The organism is Gulosibacter sp. GYB002 (genome assembly GCF_036577665.1).
GTDB lineage: Bacteria > Actinomycetota > Actinomycetes > Actinomycetales > Microbacteriaceae > Gulosibacter > Gulosibacter hominis.
In genome coordinates, this window is the sequence record NZ_JARBDD010000011.1 from 147267 (window position 1) to 168332 (window position 21066).

Annotated in this window: 17 protein-coding genes, 1 tRNA gene, 1 other RNA gene and 1 pseudogene; 4 read left to right on the top strand and 16 right to left on the bottom strand. The window is 61.6% G+C overall.

Annotated elements, in window-relative coordinates; all coding sequences use genetic code 11:
• Window positions 1–111: 111 nt before the first annotated feature.
• The 3 genes from PV375_RS06990 to PV375_RS07000 all read right to left on the bottom strand — a co-directional run bounded on the left by PV375_RS06990 (window position 112) and on the right by PV375_RS07000 (window position 3047).
• Window positions 112–657: a hypothetical protein gene (locus tag PV375_RS06990; RefSeq protein WP_332106702.1), complete on the bottom strand. Its 546-nt coding sequence runs from the start codon at window positions 655–657 to the stop codon at window positions 112–114.
• Between the two features lie 225 nt (window positions 658–882).
• On the bottom strand, window positions 883–1476 hold the full coding sequence (locus tag PV375_RS06995) for a hypothetical protein (RefSeq protein ID WP_201518502.1): 594 nt from the start codon (window positions 1474–1476) through the stop codon (window positions 883–885).
• 20 nt (window positions 1477–1496) lie between these two features.
• Window positions 1497–3047 carry a hypothetical protein gene (locus tag PV375_RS07000; protein WP_332106703.1) on the bottom strand — a complete coding sequence of 517 codons (1551 nt, stop codon included), beginning with the start codon at window positions 3045–3047 and terminating at the stop codon, window positions 1497–1499.
• A gap of 62 nt (window positions 3048–3109) precedes the next feature.
• Between PV375_RS07000 and PV375_RS07005 the strand changes: the two genes are divergently transcribed.
• Window positions 3110–3313 (top strand): hypothetical protein, encoded by a 204-nt coding sequence (locus tag PV375_RS07005; RefSeq protein WP_332106704.1) that lies wholly within the window; start codon window positions 3110–3112, stop codon window positions 3311–3313.
• Window positions 3314–3601: 288 nt separating this feature from the next.
• Here PV375_RS07005 and recR read toward each other — a convergent pair whose 3' ends face one another.
• The 7 genes from recR to pta all read right to left on the bottom strand — a co-directional run bounded on the left by recR (window position 3602) and on the right by pta (window position 13647).
• Complete coding sequence (gene recR / locus PV375_RS07010) at window positions 3602–4201, bottom strand: recombination mediator RecR (RefSeq protein WP_332106705.1); 600 nt, start codon at window positions 4199–4201, stop codon at window positions 3602–3604.
• A gap of 2 nt (window positions 4202–4203) precedes the next feature.
• Entirely contained in the window at window positions 4204–6858 is a 2655-nt protein-coding gene (locus PV375_RS07015; protein ID WP_332106706.1) for a DNA polymerase III subunit gamma and tau, read from the bottom strand.
• Between the two features lie 50 nt (window positions 6859–6908).
• A complete protein-coding gene (locus tag PV375_RS07020; protein WP_332106707.1) occupies window positions 6909–8105 on the bottom strand; it encodes an acetate/propionate family kinase in 1197 nt (398 codons plus the stop codon).
• Between the two features lie 138 nt (window positions 8106–8243).
• A complete protein-coding gene (locus PV375_RS07025) occupies window positions 8244–9617 on the bottom strand; it encodes a hypothetical protein (protein WP_332106708.1) in 1374 nt (457 codons plus the stop codon).
• A gap of 46 nt (window positions 9618–9663) precedes the next feature.
• Window positions 9664–10407 carry a TIGR03943 family putative permease subunit gene (locus tag PV375_RS07030; protein ID WP_201614806.1) on the bottom strand — a complete coding sequence of 248 codons (744 nt, stop codon included), beginning with the start codon at window positions 10405–10407 and terminating at the stop codon, window positions 9664–9666.
• Window positions 10400–11386 (bottom strand): permease, encoded by a 987-nt coding sequence (locus PV375_RS07035; RefSeq protein ID WP_201521154.1) that lies wholly within the window; start codon window positions 11384–11386, stop codon window positions 10400–10402. The genes PV375_RS07030 and PV375_RS07035 overlap by 8 nt, the downstream gene beginning before the upstream one ends.
• A 167-nt stretch (window positions 11387–11553) precedes the next feature.
• Complete coding sequence (gene pta / locus PV375_RS07040; protein WP_332106717.1) at window positions 11554–13647, bottom strand: phosphate acetyltransferase; 2094 nt, start codon at window positions 13645–13647, stop codon at window positions 11554–11556.
• Window positions 13648–13836: 189 nt separating this feature from the next.
• Between pta and PV375_RS07045 the strand changes: the two genes are divergently transcribed.
• The 3 genes from PV375_RS07045 (at window position 13837) to ffs (ending at window position 16707) form a co-directional block, all read left to right on the top strand.
• A complete protein-coding gene (locus tag PV375_RS07045; RefSeq protein ID WP_332106709.1) occupies window positions 13837–15351 on the top strand; it encodes an APC family permease in 1515 nt (504 codons plus the stop codon).
• Window positions 15351–16571 carry a tryptophan synthase subunit beta gene (gene trpB, locus PV375_RS07050; RefSeq protein ID WP_332106710.1) on the top strand — a complete coding sequence of 407 codons (1221 nt, stop codon included), beginning with the start codon at window positions 15351–15353 and terminating at the stop codon, window positions 16569–16571. The genes PV375_RS07045 and trpB overlap by 1 nt, the downstream gene beginning before the upstream one ends.
• A 39-nt stretch (window positions 16572–16610) precedes the next feature.
• Window positions 16611–16707, top strand: an RNA gene (gene ffs / locus PV375_RS07055) — signal recognition particle sRNA small type.
• Between the two features lie 77 nt (window positions 16708–16784).
• On the opposite strand, the gene PV375_RS07060 is transcribed toward ffs, so the two are convergent.
• The 6 genes and pseudogenes from PV375_RS07060 to PV375_RS07085 all read right to left on the bottom strand — a co-directional run.
• The gene (locus tag PV375_RS07060) at window positions 16785–17117 is read right to left on the bottom strand and encodes a hypothetical protein (protein ID WP_332106711.1); all 333 of its coding nucleotides are present in this window, start codon (window positions 17115–17117) and stop codon (window positions 16785–16787) included.
• Complete coding sequence (locus PV375_RS07065) at window positions 17114–18502, bottom strand: TFIIB-type zinc ribbon-containing protein (protein ID WP_332106712.1); 1389 nt, start codon at window positions 18500–18502, stop codon at window positions 17114–17116. The genes PV375_RS07060 and PV375_RS07065 overlap by 4 nt, the downstream gene beginning before the upstream one ends.
• An 8-nt stretch (window positions 18503–18510) precedes the next feature.
• The gene (locus PV375_RS07070) at window positions 18511–19743 is read right to left on the bottom strand and encodes an SPFH domain-containing protein (protein ID WP_332106713.1); all 1233 of its coding nucleotides are present in this window, start codon (window positions 19741–19743) and stop codon (window positions 18511–18513) included.
• 90 nt (window positions 19744–19833) lie between these two features.
• Window positions 19834–20316 carry a hypothetical protein gene (locus PV375_RS07075; protein WP_332106714.1) on the bottom strand — a complete coding sequence of 161 codons (483 nt, stop codon included), beginning with the start codon at window positions 20314–20316 and terminating at the stop codon, window positions 19834–19836.
• A 469-nt stretch (window positions 20317–20785) separates the two neighbouring features.
• Window positions 20786–20870, bottom strand: a tRNA-Ser gene (locus PV375_RS07080).
• A 64-nt stretch (window positions 20871–20934) separates the two neighbouring features.
• Window positions 20935–21066, bottom strand: a pseudogene (locus tag PV375_RS07085) (integrase core domain-containing protein); the annotation flags it as partial.

Below are 21066 nucleotides of genomic sequence, written 5' to 3' on the forward strand. Positions count from 1 at the left end.
GACTGACCGCGAATGCCCATACTCACAGCATCTGTGGCCGTTGTCATTGCGCAACATCAAATGGCAGCAAAGCGCATCTCGTAAACATTCCACGACTCCCGAAACGGTCCTCTAGATTTCGTGGCTCGGCGGAATAGTTTCCGGAATAAAACAGGGACTCCAGACATAAATCAGAACGATATGTCTACTGCTTTCTTCTGGGAGCACGTAACTCAGCATGATCTCGTACCCATCGGCCGTGTAGAGAGTGTCGTCTTCGGTTGGATTTTCGGGGATGAGTTCCTCTACGATATCGATATCTGGCGAGTGGATGATGTCTTGATAGACTTGATCAACAATTTGCGCAACAGGTGCCCCGTCGTCAAGTCGCACCGTGAATCCACCTGTGTATTGAACGCCGTCGTTATCCTCTTCTGAGCTCCAATATTCCTCGGAAAGGATCGGCTTACATTTGAGAAGGGTCATTTTGAAGTCTTCATCTGGACCTTCAAGTTCGTTCTTGGTCGTGTACTCGTCAGGGAAACGTTCAGCAATCTGCCGCTGGATTTCCAGTGATCGGTCTTTCATGTCGTATGCGTCAGCAACCGGCGTAGTCGCCACTGGTGTGCGGGCGGCGCTATCGCAGCCGGCGAGTAGTGCGACCAGTAGCGGCGCCATGAGTACCAGTTTTCTGGCAGCTTGCGTGGGCCGGGGTGATGGAAGGCGCGTATGGTGGGGCATGGGCTTAGTCTTTGATCTCTTTAACTGCAGCATTAATTCCCGGTCTCTCGTACGACTTACCGCGAATGCCCACACTCACAGTATCTATACTGTTCACCATTACGCGACACCAATAGCAAGCAAGCACATCTCGCCAACAATCCACAACCACCAAAACTACCTCTAGATTTTACGGCTCGGCGGCATGGTTTCCGGGATAAAACAAGGACTCCAGACATAAACATCAACGAGGTATTGGCCACCCTTCTTGGATAGAAAGTAACCAACGGAGACCTGATAACCATCGGTCGTATAAAGTATAGTGTCAGATGTTAAACTACCTGGTATCGATCGTCTATCAATACCAATCTTAGGCGAGTCGACGATTTCGGTATAGACTTGATCGACGATATCTTCAGCCGGCGCACCTTCATCCAACCGAACTGCGAAACCACCCGCGTACTGCACTCCCTCCCCCTCATCCTCCAAATTCCAGTAATCACTCGAAAGAATCGGCTTGCACTTGAGAAGACTTGCTTTCTGATCCTCATCATACGGCCCCGCAAGATCGTTCGCGTGTGTATACCGATCGGGGATCATATCAGCGATCGCTTGTTGAATCTCAATGGATCTTACTTTCATCTGAGACGGATCATCGACTTGCCTGGCTCGGAGCGAATCATGAGCGGAGTTCACACAACCCACGAGCAAAACTACTGCCAACAGGGGTGCAATTACGGGCAATAGAAATTTTGGAGAGGCATTTTTCACAAGCACGAAGGAGGCCCTATCATCATTCAGTCTTTAAGCTGCCGAACGGTAGCTCGAATTCCAGGCATATTAGTTTCTGAACCCTGAGCGATTCGCCTATGCCCTCCAGGCCCACCGTCTTCGTCGGGCAGTTCGAGGGTTATATTCTCAAATGCATCGCTATCGTGCGGAGTTCGTGTGAAATTGTCAAGAAAATTGATTCCATCGTTCTCATATTGTATATGTGTATAGTCTGTTCCTGGGTTTGGTATCCAATCACGGTGCAAGTATGACCCAGCCTCAGAAATCATTTTGTCAACCACCATGCCCTGCGCCTCAGCTGCCGTAAGCTTCGTTACACCGGCGCTATGCCCTTTAGCCACGGTAGTGACATCACCCGCATAGTCCTCCATCTGGATGAGTTTTTGGAACTCGAATACTTTCGCTCCGCGTTCTGCCATTTCAGCTGACGACCAATTGGCACCCTCGCCACCCCAGGTGGACCACTGTCCGTCCTTGACGGTGAACTCCAGAGCCGATTCATCAGCTCGCTCGAGCCATTCCACAATTGCCTGTGGAAAGTCGGTAATTCCGTTAGCGAAGCTTCCGAAATCTGTGTCAGTTCCGGGAGCGTAGCTAATCACAATGTCAGGGTTCTTGGTGAGATCACCGTTCACGGCGATGATGCTGTCATTGGCGGGGTCGAACTTTACAGCACCGTCGCCTGCCAGCAGTCGCTCGGCAGCTCCGCGCTGGGCAAGCAGATCCTCGCGGGCGCGCTCCAATTCGAATAACCGATTCTTTTGCTCCGGTGTGTAAACCGGAACAGAGCGAGGTAGCCAGACTGTGCCGGACGGGTCTTTCGTCTGCTTGGCAGCTGCATCATCCTTAATTTGTGCGATTTCTGCATCGACCTCCTTCAGCTGCTGAGAGGCTTCATCAACAAAAGCCTGCATGTTCTGATCGTTAGCAAGTTTTCGGACTGTGAATGGAATGCCAGCTAGATTTCCGATGAGATCTGGGTAATTTTCGAGCAGCTGATCTTGCTGCGACTTGCTGAGCGACTCCCATGCCGCTCGAACGGCTGCAGGATCCCTGTTCGCCCATTGTTCAACATCACGCCGCGAGACAGGTGAGTCACTCGTTCCCGAAGCTTCAGCGTCGACAGTGCGGTCACTGCAGATTTTTACGACCGTGGCGAGGTCGCGCTTCAATGTCTGGCGAGTCTCACGTGCCGCGGCCAGGATGCGATCTACATCGGATTGCAGAATGGGAAGTGTGACACCTGCAACTATGTAGGGGTGACCACTCTGGGTCATTACGTCGTGGTCTGTGGGCGCCGAGGCACTGAGCGCATCACGAGCGTACTGGCTAATCGAAACGGTGCCAATCTCATCGATCACCAAATAGTTCGCGGTGATGCGCGCATCGGTCGCCTCCACTTCGAGCGCGATCTGCTCCACCGCTTCTGCGGCGGTATTGAGCGCTTGCATGAGCCGTGTCAATGCAGACTCGGCGACGTCCTCATCGTGGGTCAGCGAGTAGAGCGCACCCCGTAACGCATCTGCGGTGTGACCCTCACTGGTGACGCCCTTCATAGCTCTGTGGAGATCATCACCGGCACCCTCGAGTTTGGCCTGCAGGTGCTTCGCTTCTTGGAATGCATCTTCAAGCGGCGCATCACTCCAACGCCTCAGATCAGCCCAAGTGGTCATGGCTGTCCCGTTCGGATCGTGTTGAAGATTTCGGCATAGTCAATATCAGCGTCGGCAAAATCGGTAGCGGCACGATGGCAGGCATCACTCGCTTCTTCAGCTCGTTCCGCCAGAGTGCGGATAAATCGCTCCAGCTCAGTTGTGACTGATTCAAGATCGGCCTCATTACCACCGGGCATCGCCAGCGTTTCGGCTTAATAGCAGGCCGAAAGGTGAGAGCCGGAGAGTTCGGCACCGGTATCGCCAACATCGCGGCTGGTGCCTAGTAGCTCGGCTTCAGAAATCGATAGGTCGGCCATATTCTGTCACCCTTTATGAAAAGACTGCGAACTGTGACTCAGGGGAATCTAACTACACGCGAGAGTCTCGCCGCAATATGCGGTCGAAGTTCGCTGCGTTGCACTGCGTCAAGGTATGGCTCAAAGCGGCTAGTCGCGCTATTGGCCGATGACGCGGCGGCCCGCAAAGGCTCGTCCGAGCGTAATTTCGTCGGCGTATTCGAGGTCGCCGCCCACCGGCAGCCCCGACGCCAACCGCGAGGTTTTCACTCCCATCGACACCAGTAGCCGCGAAAGATAGCTGGCGGTGGCGTCGCCCTCGAGGTTCGGGTCGGTAGCGATAATCACCTCAGCCACCTCCCCCGATTCGAGCCGCGGCATCAGCGAACGGATATTGAGCTGGTCGGGGCCAATACCGTCGATCGGCGAAATTGCCCCACCGAGCACGTGATAGCGGCCATTGAACTCACCGGTGCGTTCGATCGCAGCCACATCTTTTGGCTCTTCGACGACGCAAATCAAGCTCGGGTCGCGGTCGGGGTCGCCACACAGCTGACACAGTTCCGACTCGGCAACATTACCGCACACCTGGCAGAACTTGACGCGGTCGCGCACCTGCAACAGCACGTTTGCCAGCCGCGACACATCAAAGTTTTGGGTCTGCACGATGTGAAAAGCGATGCGCTGCGCCGACTTTGGCCCCACACCGGGCAGCCGACCGAGTTCATCAATGAGGTCTTGGACGATGCCCTCGTACACGACTATCGCTCCTCAGGTGGTGCTTCAAAATCATCCGGCGCGTCCGCGTCGCTTGGCCCGTCGGGGGCCGCCGCCGATCCCGCTCCGAACGGTGACGGCTCGGGCAGTGCTTCTTCACCCACGAATCGGGCGCTGAGCAATTCGCGAACTACCGATTCACCGTAGCGGTCGGCCTGCGCCGGGTGTCGGTGGCGCTCCGGCTCGGGCTCGACTTCGGGTTCGGGCTCGGGTGTCGGCTCGGTCTCACCACCGAGTTCGGCAACCTCCCACGTGGGGGATGCCGGAGGCGGAATCACCGGAGCCTGCGGTGCGGTGGCACGTTCCATTTCGATCGCCTCGCGGGCGGCGATGACTTCGGGGATGCGTTCCTCGGCCGCCGGTTCAGCTGCCGGTTCGGTCGACTGTTCAGTTTCGGTGACAGGCTCGGGGGCAGGCACAACGGCAGGCTCGGCCACCGACTCGGCGGCATTCTCTGCAGAAGGCTCGGCGGGGTTCTGTGCGGGAGTCTCGGCACCAGACTCCGCCACTGGCGCCTCGGCTGCCGGGCCATCGTCTGCGGCAGCCAGGCCATCCCACCCCGAACCGGGGCCGTCTTCGGCGGCACCCGACGGGATTTCGGCCACATCCCAAGTGATTGCACCGGACCGCGTTTCTGGCGCCTGCCGTGCGGGCGCTTTCGCTGGCTGCTTCGGCGCGGGTGCCGGGCTCGGGGATGCGCTCTCAGCTACCTGCCGAGATCGGTCGCCCTCCGCATCATCGCGACCGGCCGCGGAGCTATCACCGGCGGGCCCGTCGTGGCGCGGTGTTCCATCGGCAAGCACGCGCGGATAGATGAGCACCTCAAAACCAAATGTCTGGCTCAGCGCCGCTTTCAGGTGGTGACCCGGCGCCATCCCGCTGGCATCCTTACGTTTGAATTGTTCAAACAGGCCACGGTTCGGCACCTCCACCCGCAGCGAATTACCCTGCCACGCCACCGGTTCAACCCGTTCGACAACGGCCCACGCCGAACGTCCCGCGGTTTCGAGCACCCGCTCGAGCACATCGGGCCAGGCATCACGCACGCGGCGCAGATCCACATCGGCGGGTGAACCGGATGCGGTCGGCTGGGTCGAGCCATCGGTCGATTCCTGTGGTGAGCTCTCGGTGGGTCGGTTTTGTTGCGGCGAGGTTTCGCCGGGTGCGGTGTCTGTCGGCGTGGCTGCAGCCGCCCAGGCCGAAGTCGCCTGCTCGGCGGCGTTCAGCTTCGGCGCCGGCTCGGCGGGCGCCGGCTTGCGCGCGGGCTCACTCGACTGCGCCGGCGCGGGCTGTGGCGACTGCGAGGGCCCGCCCTGCTGCACGGTCCCACCCTGCTGCTGCGCTGGCCCACTCTGCTGCGATGGCTCAGCCTGCGGCGCGGCAGCTACCGGCTGTTCCGGCGCCGCCCAATCACCGCGCTGCTGCGGTGCGGCTGCGGGCTTGCTCGCCTCGCGGGATGCGGCCGCCACCCGGCCGCTCGATCCTGCGCCGGGTTCTAGCGCCGCATCAGCATCGCCTTCGGTGTCAGCAAAGCGTGCCCGCAGTGCCACCAGGATGCGCGCCACCATGAGTTCAAGCTGCAGGCGCGGCGCTGTCACCCCAACCATCTCGGTCAGGGTCACGTTCACCGCATCCGCAATTGCACTCAGCTGTGCGGGCTGGAACCGGGCCGCTGAGTCGCGCAACCGATTGAGATCGGCATCCGACACACCGCGCAGCACCGATCCGGCACTATCGCCGGTGGCCTTGGCAACAATCAGATCGCGCACCCGTTCGAGCAGGTCTTCAACGAAGCGGCGCGGATCTTGACCCGACTGAATCACATCATCAATTGCGCCGTAGGCTTCGGCGGCGTCACCATCGGCGAACGCCGTGATCGTCGCATCCAGCAGCCCGGATGCGGTGAATCCGAGCAGCTGCGAAGCCATCTCGTACTGCATCTGGCTGCCCTCGGTGCCGGCGATCAGCTGGTCGAGCAGCGAAAGCGTGTCACGCGCCGAACCGCCACCCGCACGCACCACCAGCGGCAGCACGCCCGATTCGGCGGCCACATTTTCGTGCTCACAGATCTCACCGAGATAGGCAAGCATGGTCGCCGGCGCGATCAACCGGAACGGGTAGTGATGCGTTCGCGAACGGATGGTGCCGATCACCTTTTCGGGTTCGGTCGTCGCAAAAATAAACAGCACCTGCTCGGGCGGCTCCTCCACCACCTTGAGCAGCGCGTTGAAGCCCTGCGAGGTCACCATGTGGGCCTCGTCAATGATGAAAATCTTGTAGCGGTCGCGGGCAGGAGCTGTTACCGCGCGTTCACGCAGTTCGCGGGCGTCATCCACACCACCGTGGCTGGCCGCGTCAATCTCGATGACGTCGAGTGAACCGCCGCCGTCACGGCCAAGCTCGCGGCACGAATCACATTCGCCGCAGGGCATCGGCGTGGGGCCCTGCGCACAGTTCAGACAGCGCGCGAGGATGCGGGCCGATGAGGTTTTACCGCAGCCGCGCGGCCCCGAAAACAGGTAGGCGTGGTTGATGCGCCCAGTTCGCAGCGCGGTCATCAGCGGCTCGGTGACCTGCTGCTGACCGATCATCTCGGCAAAATTCTCGGGCCGATACCGGCGGTAGAGAGCTGCGACCATGCCTCATATCCTAGGCGGTGCGCAGCTGAGCAGCCGCCGCCAGCCAGGCACTACTCGCCTCCCACCGTGGCAAGCGCCTGGCGAGCAATTTCGAGCTCTTCGTTGGTGGGCACCACCAGCACCCGCACCCGCGAGCGCGCCGTCGAAATCTCCTGGATCTCGTCACCGCCGGCGGCAGCATTTTTTTCAAGGTCGAGCTCAACACCCAACCACTCCAGCCGCTCGCAGGCGCGGCGGCGTACCTCGGCCGAGTTTTCGCCCACTCCGGCTGTCCAAACAATGACATCGCCACCACCGAGCTGCACCAGGTAGGCACCGAGATAGTGGCGCAGGCGCTGCACATATACGTCTAGCCCCACCCTGGCTCGCTCATCACCGGCCTCAACTCGCGCCACAATATCGCGCATATCGTTCGTTCCGGTCAGCCCGAGCAGCCCCGAGCGTCGATTGAGCAGCGTGTCGAGCTCATCAACCGTGTAGCCAGCCTTGCGGTGCAGGTGGAACAGCACCGCCGGGTCAATGTTGCCCGAGCGGGTGCCCATCACGAGCCCCTCCAGCGGGGTCATCCCCATCGAGGTATCGACCGATTTACCGCCCTCGACCGCGCAGGCCGAGGCACCGTTACCGATATGCAGCACGACGATGCGCAGCTCTGTAAGCGGCTGTCCGAGATATGCGGCAGCCTGCTCGGCAACATATTTGTGGCTCGTGCCGTGGGCACCATATTTGCGGATGCGGTATTTATCGGCCACCTCGCGATCGATGGCATAAAGACTGGTCGCATCCGGCATCGTGGTGTGGAAGGCGGTATCAAATACGGCCACATGCGGGGTGTCGGCGAACAGCCGTCGTGCGCTGCGGATACCGGCCAGATTGGCGGCGTTGTGGAGCGGTGCCAGCGGGATGAGCTCTTCAATATCGGTCTCGACACTGTCGTCGATGAGCGTCGGGCCAAAAAAGCGGCGCGCGCCCTGCACGATGCGGTGACCGACCACCGCGGGCGGAACCTCGTCAAGCGAGGGGCCGTACTCGGCAAAACCGCGCAGCATTTGTTCAAACGCGGCGTCGTGATCGGCAACCGGAGTTTCAGTCTCGTGGCCGCCATCCGCCGTGCGGTGGGTCACGATGCCCGTCGACTCACCGATGCGCTCAACCTTGCCGGAGGCGAGCTTGGTTTCATCCGACATGTCGATGAGCTGATATTTCAGCGACGACGAGCCCGAGTTGACTACGAGAACAACACTCATGACCTGGGTGGCTTTCGGTTAGGGAATATCGACAGACATGCGGATGGACTTCAATTACGGCGTCTTTCAGCCTAGTTGGCGTTCACGCTCGGCTCGTAAACGGTTAACAGGGTTGGCAGGCGCCCCGGCAACGCGCCCTTACCAACCGCACCAATTGGCCTGCAGCCCATCAAAAGTCGCCACGCTCGAACCGTCATCGACGCGGACAATCTCGAGCTGGCTGCCAATAAACCCCGGCTGCAGCGGATACGAGTCGATCGAGGGGTGGTCGGGCACCCGCAGCAGCGCCAGGAACTCGGCGTTCGGCGAGCGGCACACATTGCCAATCCAGTCGTCCTCTGGCGCGGCAAGCAGCGTGGCATCGCTGGCGCTCAACCGGTAGAGCTGGGTGCGCTGCACACCGGCAGCGTTATCGACGGTCTGGAATTGCCGCACATACAGGTCGTTCGTCAGCGGCAGCAGCTGTCCCTCGGATGCCGCGGGGTCGGCAACCGCGTCGGGCACCTCGATGGGCGTGCGCTCGCCGGTGCGCAGGTTGATGCGGGTGAATTCGCTGGCGGTCTGCAGCAGCACGCTGGTTTCGTCGGCGAAAAAGCCCAGGATGGTGTCGTATTCACCAAGCGGTACCGGCCCCCGTCCGCCGATCGGGTCGACGAGCGTCACCTGCCGATTCGCGGCCTGCACCAGCACCGCGCGCGTGCCCGGCACGAACGACCACTCGACCACCGCCGAGTGCGTGCCGCCCAGGTTCTCGACCTCGAACAGCTCATTGGTTTCGGCGTCGATGAGGTACAGCCGGCCATTCTCGTCGTCGTTACCGCCATCGGCCACAAAGCCGAGCGCGGTGCCCTCGAGATTGCCACGCAGGGTGCGATACCGCTGTGCCCTCGGCGCATCCGCCCGCGCCTGGAATCCGCCGGCACCAGTCGACTCGACGAGCGTGCCGCGGCCGGCAGCATCGAGCGAGACGGCGATGACCTTCGTGCCGGCCACGGCGTACTCCTGCAGCCGTGGGGCGGCCAGCAGTGTCTGCTCGGCGGCACCATCGGCGCCGATCTCGGCCTGCACCACGGTGTCGAAGCCCTTGTCGTCGCGGCGCAGCATCGTGAGTGCCGCCGGTGGTGTGGTGAACGAGGTCTTTATGTCGGTGGTGTGCCCGGTGCGCTCCCCCACCGCCGCAAAGCTCACCCGGTATTCGGTGCCGCTTGCGAGCGCCCGCGAGAACTCGACCACGACGGTGTTGTCGACGACGCTCACCTGAGCGGCAGCGGTCGGTTCGATGCGCACATCGGCTTCGGTTACCGGCGCCAGCAGCTGGTCGGTGCGGATGAGCAGGCGCTGTCGCGGGGATGTGCTGGCGGCAGCGAGGTCGATGCTGATATCGCGCAGCTGCGGCCCGCACGCCGCCGACACCGCGCCGAGCATCGCGGCCAGCAGTGCCAGTAGCGCGATCGTGACGGTGGCACGGATGCCGACGCGGGCAGCGCGGCGGTCGGCCTGAGCCTGAGCCATCTCACCCCGCACTGCCACGGTCTGCGCCGCCGCGTGCCGCTGAGCGCTATTCGAGGTAGGGCGCATCTGGCTGCTCGATCCTCTCAATCGACTCGGGCTCAACCACCACCGGTTCGGGGGCGCCATCGGCCGGCACGAAATCGCCGGTCACCCGCACCCAGCTATCAACGGGATATTCCCCAGCCCATCCCGGTAGCCGCACCGGCACACCCACCGGCTGCGCATCCACAGCACAGCAGGTGACCACAAAGCGGCTGACATAGAACACATCCGCCCGCTCGGGGTCGGCGACCACGAAGCCCTCGAGCACCGGCTGGCGATCGAGGAAGAAATCGGTGCCCTGCAGCCGCAGCAGCGCGGCCCAGTCTTTGATGGTGAGCAGGCTATCGTCGCCGCTGGCGAACACCACCTCGTCTTGCAGGGGGATGTTCGAGTTGATGCTGCGCTGCTGGGCGGTGGCGGATGAGAGGGGCGCCGGAGGCAGCGCCAGTAGCGTCGCGCCGAGGGCCGCCACCATGATCACGCCGCCGAGCTGTGCGATGAAACCCGGCGGGCGGCCGTGGTCATGGCCGTGGTCGTCATGACCGTGGTCGCGTTGCCTGGTTGCCGGTGCGATCAGGGCCGCGAGCGCGAGCACGCCGGCGATCGCCGCCAGGGCGATCTCAAACCAGACATAGCGGGGATGCACGTAGTACTCGAGCTTCCCGCGCGCGGCGAGCATCAGCACCGCAATCGTCGCGATCGTGGTGAGTACGAGGCCGCTCCACCAGCGGCGCCAGCGGCTAGACAATGAGGTTCACCCCGAATCCGAGCACGAGCGATGCCAGCACCACCACCGCCGTCACCACGATGAGCGTGCGGGCGCGGAAGGTGGTGCGCAGCAGCGCCAGCATCTTGATGTCGATCATCGCGCCGAGCACCAGGAAGGTGACGGTAGCACCGGGTAGGAAGAGCGAGCTGAGCGAGAGGATGAAGAAGGCGTCGACGGTCGAGCAAATCGACACCACGAAGGCGAGAGCCGCCAGTGCGAGCACCGACCAGATCGGGTTGGCACCGAGTTCGATGAGGAGGTTGCGCGACACCCCGGTCTGGATCGCGGCGGCGAGCGCGGCGCCGACCATGAGGGCCGGGAGCATCACCGTCATCTCGGTGGCGAACTGGTCGAGGCTGCGTCCCCAGCGCGTCGTGCGGCTCGGGGACGCGGCCTGACAGCTCGCCGCAAACCCCGGCGTGAGAAAGAGCGTCGACTCAGACTGCCTCGCGAACAGCCACCCCACGAGGTTGGCGATCACGAAACCGCCGATGATGCGGCCGAGCAGGATGCCGTCGTCGAAACCGAACGCCTGATAGGTGGTGATGATGGTGACGGGGTTGAGGATCGGCGCCGCCAACAGGAAGGTGAGCGCATCCCCCACCGAAAATCCGCGCTGCAGCAACCCGCGCGATAGCGGCACATTGCCGCACTCACACACCGGCAACAGCACGCCGAAGCAGCTAATCACCATGCGCCGCAGCCACGGGTTGCGCGGCAGGATGTGCTCGAGCACGTTCTGCGGCAGCCACACCGCGACGATGGTCGACACGATCACGCCGAGCACCACGAAGGGGAACGACTCGACAAAGACGCTGATGCCAAGGGTGATCGCATCGCGGGTGAGGGCGTCGAGGCCGGCGAAGGCGCTCTCGGGGGTGAGTAGCCGCACCGCGACGAGCGCCGTGATCAGCGCCAACACCACGGTTACGCGCGCGATCGAGAAGCGGCCAGCCATGTGAGCCGATTTTAGCCACACATTCGTAGCCGCAAACCTGAAACTACGGCAAGTCATACATCAGCGGTGGTGTTTGCTTCAGGGAAAAACGGCTCCAGGAGGAGCTATCCACCCTCCTGGAGCCGCAAAATCCCCGCGCAGAAACACGAGCCGCAGAATAACGCCGCCTACGACTGCGCCTGAATCGCGGTGATCGCCACGGTGTTGATGATGTCACTCACCAGTGCACCGCGCGACAGATCATTGATCGGCTTGTTCAGCCCCTGCAGCACCGGACCAATCGCCACCGCCCCAGCCGAGCGCTGCACCGCTTTATACGTGTTGTTTCCGGTGTTGAGATCGGGGAACACAAACACGGTGGCGCGACCGGCAACATCACTACCCGGCATCTTTTTTGCGGCAACGGCGGCGTCGGTGGCGGCATCGTACTGCATCGGCCCCGCCACCGCGAGCTGCGGCGCGCGCTCACGCACAAGCTCGGTCGCGGTGCGCACCTTGTCGACATCAGCGCCGTGACCCGACTCACCGGTCGAATAGCTCAGCATGGCCACCCGCGGTTCGATGCGGAACTGGGTTGCGGTTTCCGCCGACGAAACCGCAATATCGGCGAGCTGTTCGGCGGTTGGGTCGGGATTCACGGCACAGTCGCCATACACGAGCACCCGGTCAGACAGCGCCATCAAAAACACGCTCGACACGATCGAAACGCCCGGCTTGGTTTTCACAATTTCAAAGCTCGGTTTGATGGTGTGCGCGGTCGTGTGCGCGGCACCCGAAACCATCCCGTCGGCATACCCGAGATGCACCATCAGCGTGCCGAAATACGACACATCCTGCACTTTTTCGCGAGCCTGCTCGACCGTGACCCCCTTGTGGACCCGCAGCCGCGCATATTCGGCAGCAAATTCATCCAGCAGCTCGGGGTCGTTCGTCGAACGCACCCGAGCCTTTGAAATATCCAGCCCCAGTTCGGATGCCCGCCGGCGTACCGCATCCTCCTCGCCGAGAATCGTGAGATCGGCAACCTCGCGTGCCAGCAGCGTGGCGGCAGCGGTGAGGATGCGGTCGTCATCTCCCTCGGGGAGCACGATGTGTTTGCGGTCGGCGCGGGCCCGGTCGAGCAGCTGGTATTCAAACATCAGCGGCGTCACCGCCGTCGGCTCGGGCACATCGAGCAGGCCAACGAGCGCATCAGCATCAATGTGGGTGGTGAAATCAACGAGCGCCGCGGCAATTTTGCGTTCGCTGCGGGTGGTGAACGCGCCGCGAGCGCCCAGGATGCGCTGCGCCGTGTCGAAGGTGCCCAACTGGGTGCGCAAAATCGGCAGGTTCGAGTCGATGCCCTCAAGCAGACGGCGAATAACCGGAGAAAATTCGAACGGCCCGTTCACCACGATTGCCGCGAGCGTTGGGAATGATTCGGCCCGCTGTGCCAGCAAAAGCGCCAGCAGCGTCTCGGTGCGGTCGGCAGCAACCACCACCACACCCGACTCAAAGGTGCGCTCAAGGACGTGCTCCATCCCCATACCCGCAACCGTCACACCGAGCACTTCGCGCTCAAGCAGCGACTCGTCACCCGAGTGCAGTTCGCCATGCACCGAGCCGATCAATTCACCCACCGTCGGTGCCGAAAGCAGCGCGTTTTCGGGTAGCGCCCAAACCGGCACTTCGCTACCCACCTCCGAAAGCGATTCGCTAACCGCGCTCGCCGCGGCAGCCAGCGCCGCCGGCTCAACCCGGTTCACCACGCAGGCGAGCAGATCGGCATGTTCGGCAACCAGCTCGGGAACCGCGAGCGCCGCCGCCGAGGCGAGCTGTTCGGGGTTGCGTGCCGAAAGATCGTGGCCGCGGCCCGAAATCACCAGCATCACCGGGGCACCGAGATTGGCGGCAATGCGGGCATTAATACCGAGCTCGGCGGGGTTGCCGATATCAGTGAAGTCGCTGCCAACGATCACCACGGCCTCACATTTGCGGGCGAGACGCCCATAGCGCTCAATAATTTCGGCGAGCGCGGCCGCGGTGTTTTCGTGCACCGCCTCATAAGTAACCCCGGCGCACTCGGCGGTGTCGAGTTGCAGCGAGGGGTCGACGCGTTCGAGCAAAATATCGAGCAGTTCGTCATGCTCGGGTGCCTGCACGATGGGGCGAAACACCCCCACTCGCCCGACGCGCTTGGTGAGCGTTTCGAGCACGCCAAGCGCAACGGTCGATTTGCCAGAGAAACCTTCGGATGCCGTGAGGTAGATGCTGGTCGTCACGGGGTCATGGTACTGGCTGTAGGCAAACAGCTGCCTGACGGGTTGCGAGATACCGCATCCCGAGGCGTCGCTGCCGGGATGCGCGGGCCGCGATTTCTCTAGAGCGCGCGCCATGCTCTATACTCCCTAAGGACAGCAAAGTCGCTGCACGCCGCCCGCAGCAGCGGGCCCGACCAGGGGTTCAAGCCAATGAATGTCTCCACACCCAAAGTCCCACGTGTATCCGGCTCGCTGAGCCGCAACCTCGGCCTCTGGGCCGTAGTCGGCCTCGGCCTGGGATACATGACGCCGACCGTTGTATTCGACACCTTCGGTATCGTGTCGGGCATCACCGACGGCGCCGTGCCGATGGCCTACATCGTGGCGCTCGTCGTGATGATGTTCACTGCCGTGAGCTACGGCAAGATGGCCGGCGCCATCCCCAGCGCCGGTTCGGCCTACACCTACGCCCACCGGTCGATACACCCGAACGTCGGTTTTTTTGTTGGTTGGACTTCGCTGCTCGACTACCTACTGCTACCGATGGTGAACGCGCTGATCATCCGGCTCTATTTGGAACAGATTTTCCCGGATGTGTCGCCGGTGATCTGGGTGGTGCTGTACGTCGCCGCTGTGACCACAGTCGTATACATCTCGATGCGCGGCACTTCGCGCGTCAACGCGCTGCTGCTGTGTTTTTCGGTGGCCGTCATCATCGTGTTCATCGTGCTCGTATGCAACCAGCTCGTTAATGGCGAGGGCCTGGGCACCGTGTTCAGCTCGCGCCCGTTCATCCACGAGGGTATGAACACCGAATCGTTGCTGATGGCAGCCACCGTGGTGTGCTTCTCGTTCATCGGCTTCGACGCCATCACCATGTACTCCGAAGAAGTGCGCAGCCCCAAGATCATGCCCCGCGCCATCCTCGTCACGGTGATCATTGGTGGCGCGATCTTCCTGATCGCCAGCTACTTCGCGCAGCTGCGCTTCCCCGACAACACCCCGTTCGGCGACTACGTTGACGACCCGCTCCCGCAGATCGGTCTGATCGTCGGTGGCGAAGTGTTCCAGACCATCTTCGTTGCGGCAGGTTTTACCGCCACCGTGGCATCCGGTCTCGCCTCGCACGCATCCGTTTCGCGAATGCTGCTGGTGATGGGCCGCAACTCGGTGCTGCCCAAGCGCGTGTTTGGCTACGTGAGCCCCCGCACCCACACCCCCACCTTTAACGTCGTGCTCGTGGGTATCGTCTCGCTGGCCGCAATGTCGTTCTCGCTCGAGCTCATCTCGGCCTTCATCAACTTCGGTGCACTGATCGCCTTCACGGCCGTGAACGCCTCGGTAATTGCCTGGTTTGCGATCCGTCAGGGTCGCCGCAAGACCTTCGCCGATGTGTTCAACTACATCGTGATGCCCGCGATCGGTGTGTTCATGACCGCCGTGCTGTGGCTCAACCTGCACGAAGAGGCACTCATTGGCGGTCTCATCTGGATGGCCGCCGGCGCCATCTACCTGCTGGTGCTCACCCGCGCGTTCCGCAAGCCCATCGCCAGCTTCGACGAGAACGAACCCGTCACGGGTTTCAACAAGGTAATTGACGCAGACGGTGACATCATTACCGTTGGCCCCGGCCTCGAAGTAGAAACAATGCGACACGGATCTTCGAACGCCAGCGACACTCCGCGCGCAGCGGATGACCAACCCAAATCAACAAGGAACGAATAATGACCGGTTTTGCCCCCATCCCAGCTGAATTTGAAGCCGACGACAACGGTTTTTTTGGTGAGTATGGTGGCGCCGAACTACCTCCGTTCCTGGTTGAACCCATGGCCGAGGTGCGCCGCGCCTATGCTGAGGCGCGGCGCGACCCCGAGTATCTGCGCGAGTACGAACAGCTGCTGAAAAAGTACGTGGGGCGTCCCTCGCCGCTGTACTTCGCCGAAAACCTCACCAGGTCGCTCGGCGGCGCCAAGGTGTATCTCAAGCGTGAAGATCTCAACCACACCGGTTCGCACAAGATCAACCACTGCCTCGGCGAGGCACTGCTCGCCAAGCGCATGGGCAAAACCACGCTGATCGCTGAAACCGGTGCCGGTCAGCACGGTGTTGCCCTCGCCACCGCAGCAGCGCTGGTGGGCCTGAAGTGTGAGATTCACATGGGCTCGATCGATGTCGTCAAGCAACACTCCAATGTGGTGCGGATGCAGCTGCTGGGTGCCAAGGTCGTCACCGTCGATGAGGGTGGCCGGTCGCTGAAAGAGGCGGTCGACTCGGCCTTCGCCGTGTACGCCGAAAACTACGACGAGTACTTTTTCGCGATCGGTTCGGTGGTGGGACCCGACCCGTTCCCCTCGATGGTCCGCGACTTCCAGTCGGTGGTTGGCCGTGAGGCGCGCGAACAGATCCTCGAGGCCGAGGGTCGCTTGCCGGATGCGCTGGTCGCCGCGGTCGGCGGCGGCTCGAACGCGATGGGCCTGTTCACCGAGTTCCTTGCCGACGAATCGGTGAAAATCTACGGCGTCGAGCCAGCCGGTGAGGGGCTGCACACCCAGCGCCACGCGGCAACCATGTCGCTCGGTGAGCCGGGCACGCTGCACGGTATGCGCACTGTGGTGCTGCAAGATGCCGAGGGCGCGCCGGCACCGGTGCACTCGATTGCCTCGGGACTCGACTACCCCGGCGTTGGCCCACAGCATGCCTACCTGCGCTCGATTGGCCGGGTGGAATATGTGGCGGCCGATGACGCCCAAACCATCGCCGCTTTCCAGCGGCTTGCGCGCACCGAGGGCATCCTGCCCGCGCTCGAATCGTCGCACGCGCTCGCCTGGGTCAATGAGCTCGCGCCCAAGCTGCCACAGGATGCAATCATCGTCGCCAACCTTTCGGGCCGCGGTGACAAGGACGTCGATTTTGTGGCGTCGTGGATTGAAGAGCACAGCGCCTAGCACGCTTCGCGGCGACGCGCGCGCTCGGGTACACTAAGAGACGGCCCCTCACGTGGCGCCATCCAGGCCAACTCCCCCAGGTCGGAAACGAAGCAAGGGTAACCGGGCTCTGGCGGGTGCGTGAGGGGTCTTTTCTTATGCCTCGCGACCGCACACTACCGGATCCTGCAGCCCTGCACGGCTCTCGCCGGGGTCTACCCCTGGCTCGCGCGGCTAGTCGACTTCGCGTTCGATCGTCGTATTGGCACCCAGACGCTCAATCGGGGTGTGTTCGTTACTTCCCCGCATCCGCCGATTTCGCAGCCCGGTGAGGTGATCAATTTTCGTGTCGTAGCCCTGCACATCCGCGATCTCAGAACTCGTTTCACGCTCATACTCGTGCCGCTTGTCGGTGTTGCGGTAGCGCATGTATACGGTCGTGTAAAAAAACACCGCTGCTGCCGGCCCAATCGCCAGCAGATAGAACACATCGCTGTCGCTATCGCTCGAGTCGGCGAGCACCGCGGCGGCACTCATCAGCACTGGGTACGCCTCAAGCCACATCATGTCATCACCACGAACCAGATCGCGGCGCAGCTGAGCGCAAGACCAACCACACCAATAATTCCCGATATCGCCAGCAGCTTCGCTTTGCGCACCGGCACCGAACCCATGGTCTCTCCCGTGCGACCGTTCACCGCAACATAGTGCTTCAAGCCGGTCCGCTCCTCGTAGTAGCTGTACAACCACACCGGCAGATAGAGCGAAACCCAGCGCGTTCCGCGCACTCGCAACCGTTCAAACTGCCAGCGCACGCCACGGTCGTACGAGCGAATCAGCTCATTCGCGCGCGCCCGCCCGATCGACAGCACGCGCTCATACGCATCCCGGGAAATTCCGTCCAGGTTTACGTCGCGCTTTTCGGAAGTAAAACCGCGCAGATAGTTGGCGTTATAGGTCACCGCGTTCTTGGTATCGAACGGCAGGATGGTGTTGATGATGTTGTTCGTGTTGCGCGAGGGGTCGATATTGGCACGGTCGGCCGAAGACTCGATGGTCACATCGTCCACATAGAGGTTGAAGTCGCGGCCGAGGCGGTAGCGGTCGGCGTCATAGCGGGTTTCCCAATCGTCCCCGACTTTCACCTGATATTTGCGGGTCTGAATTTCACCCTCGCCCTCTACCGTGACGCGGGCGTTCGCATCCATCGTCAAATAGGGCAGATACACACCCACCACTTCTTCGGGTGCGAACTGCCGGGTAAATTGCGGATGCGCAAAGAAGCGACGCTTTTTCACGAACTCGGTAATGCGGGCAATTGCGTCTTGGCGGGTGATTGAAAACGGCAGGATGCCGTCGGGCACCGCACCATTGGGCAGCTGCGCATTAATGGTCAGCGTGTTGCGGCACCAGTGGCAGCGAGCGTGCAGTGCTTCTTGCGTGTTGACAACCACCTCGGCGCCGCAGGCCTGGCATTTCAGCGTCAACACGTCTTCGGTTGATTCGTGAATGTTCGAGGCACCCGAGGCGATCACCGTGCCGCGCAGCTCGCTGACAGGGGTGTCGAGGCCAAAGCTCTGCTCCATCGAGCCCTCATGCCATTCGTGTCGGCAATAGTGGCAAATGAGCTTGCCGGTGGCAGCGCGCATCGATATTTCAGTGGAGCCACAGCGCGGGCACCGGCTGATGCCCTGCGCTTTATCGGACGAGGTGTCGATGTATTTCACCTCGCCGCCCTCTACAAACGGCGACGGTTGAGGACCTGCCTTCTGAGTGTCGGGCCCGCCTTGCGGCGGGATCCCGCCCGCGGCCTCGGGTACGCCATACGGCGGTAAAGGCTGGTTGCCGTACGGCTGCTGTGACCCCTGATTATTGGTCACCCCACCACGTTCAAACTGTTCCTGCGCGAAGCGGCGTATGTAGCGTCCCAGTTCATTTGCTCCGGGAAACATGGCCGCTCCTATTCGAGGCCGAGCGCGCGACGCTTGGCAGCGTCGTAGTCTTCCTGCGTGATCAGCCCCTGGTCAAGCATCTGCTTAAACTCGGCGAGCTTCGCCACACCGTTTGACTCGGGCGCTTGCTGCTGCGGCGCCTGCTGCTGAGGCGCCTGCTGCTGTTGCTGCTGAGGCGCCTGCTGCTGGAACGGATTCTGGTAGGGCGCGTTCTGACCCTGCTGCTGGAAGTTCACTGCCGACCCGGCCGAGTTGACGCCCATTCCCATCATGGCAATACCGCTACCGCCGTGCTCGCCGGCAGCTTCAAAGCCGCGTGCCATCGACTGCTGCAAGAACGACTGACCACGGCTGCCCGAAAGTGCATCCGCCTTCTTGGCATCGCTGAGCAGCGCGCGAGTGTCTTCGTCGTACTCGATCGACTGGATCGCCACGCTCACAATTTCTAGACCGCGAGCACTATTCCACTGGTAGGCATCCTCGACAGCCTTCGAAAGCGACTGGGCGAACCCGATCGAATCGCCCTGGATGCGGGCCATACGGTTGCCCTTACTGGGGTCATTCGTGTAGTTCGAGAACGCCGGTGCGAGGCTCGAAACAACCTCGTTGAACAGCTGTGAGGCCGCATCATTGTCGAGGTCGGAGAAATCAAACACTGAAGCGTTCGGGCCGAGATAGGTGTAGGGCACGAACTGCTGAGTGAACAGGATGGGGTTCACGATGCGCAGCGAATAGGTACCGCGAGTAAGCGCACCAACCTGCGCGCCCAGGTAAGCGTCATCCCAATAAATTTCCGACTGCGTACCGAAACGGTTGTTCGGAATCTCTTTCAGGTTCACGTAAAAAGCCAGGTGCTGCGCTGCCGGCTGGCCGCCGTGCTTAAAACGATCCCACGACTGCTTAACGAGCGAGTCGACAAAACCGCCGCCGGTGAAAATCGACTTCGAGTTCGCATCGTTCGGTGCGAACACATAGGCACCCGGCTCGGTAACAATGCCGGTAATGCGCCCTTCCTGGAACGTGAGCAGAGCGTATCCCTCGGGCACGATGATTTTGCTGCCATCGGTAATGATGTTGGCAGAGCCGCGAGTGTTCGAACCACGTCCCTGATTCTGGCCGTATGCCACGGCGGGGAAGATCGCGGCCGTAGGAGCGAGCTGCTCGGGCGGCGCCAGGAATTCAACCCACTGATCCGCGAGCGTTCCGCCAATCGCACCTACTGCTGCCTGGATAAAACCCATGATCGAACCCCTTCGTTTTGGGTGCTCTCGCAAACTAGTCCACTGATACCACGATGGTATCGCGCACTAGTTTGCGAGAGGCTGGTGGTGTTACTTCTTTTTGATGGATGCGCTCGCAATAAGCAGACCAATACCAACGACGATGCAGATGATACTGCCGTAGGCCTGGATGAAGTGGATCGGGCTTTCGACAACGAAAAAGGCTTCAAAGAAGCTCATGTACGGGAGCAGGCTCAGACCATTGACAATGTTCCAGATCGCGAGCAGTACACCGATACCGATGGCTGACATGCCGATGCTGCGCAGCTGCTGAGGAAGCTGCTTGGTCTCGCTCTGGCCGGGGGCGGCACCATAGGGGTTGGCGCCCATTGCACCAAACTGGCCCCGCTGCTGACCACCATAGTGCGGCTGCTGCTGGGCGCCGTAGTGCGGCTGCTGCGGGTTCATATTGCCGTACTGCTGCTGCGCGGGAGCACCCTGCGGCGGATGCTGAGCATTCGCACCGAAGTCCTGGTGCTGGCCTCCGAAATTCTGGTTCGCCGGAGGCTGGTTTGAGTTCATCTGGTCGCTCATGTCGGTGAGCCTAGCCCACACAGACAGCCCCGCCGTCTACTCCTAGTAAAAGTTCGGTTAACAGACTGAGGGCCATCATCCTCGAGGATGATGGCTATCGAAAACGCTGGTTGATTCGACGACGAGCCTCCAGCAGCGGGGGCCCACAACCCAGGGGTTCTCATACCCCACCAAAATGGCTTGTTCCCCGGCACACGGCCGGGGAACAAGCCAACGCGGAGGATAGTCCCCTACTGCCCCTCATCGTTCCGCAAACGGAACGACGAGCCTCCAGCAGCGGGGGCCCAAACTGCCCCTCATCGTTCCGCAAACGGAACGACGAGCCTCCAGCAGCGGGGGCCCAAACTGCCCCTCATCGTTCCGCAAACGGAACGACGAGCCTCCAGCAGCGGGGGCCCACAACCCAGGGGTTCTCATACCCCACCAAAATGGCTTGTTCCCCGGCACACGGCCGGGGAACAAGCCAACGCGGAGGATAGGGGATTCGAACCCCTGAGGGCGTTAACCCAACACGCTTTCCAAGCGTGCGCCATAGGCCACTAGGCGAATCCTCCAGAGTGCCGCAAGGACACATCTTGACATCCTAGTCGGCAGCGGGCCGTATCGGCCAATTGTGACCTAGGTGTACTGACCGGAGAGGTTGGTCACGCGAGCGGATGGGGGTTGTCCCTTGAGTGCTGTGTGGGCTCGGTGGTGATTGTAGTGATGCAGCCAGGAATCGAAGGCCTCGACGCGTTGGGTTTCTGAGCT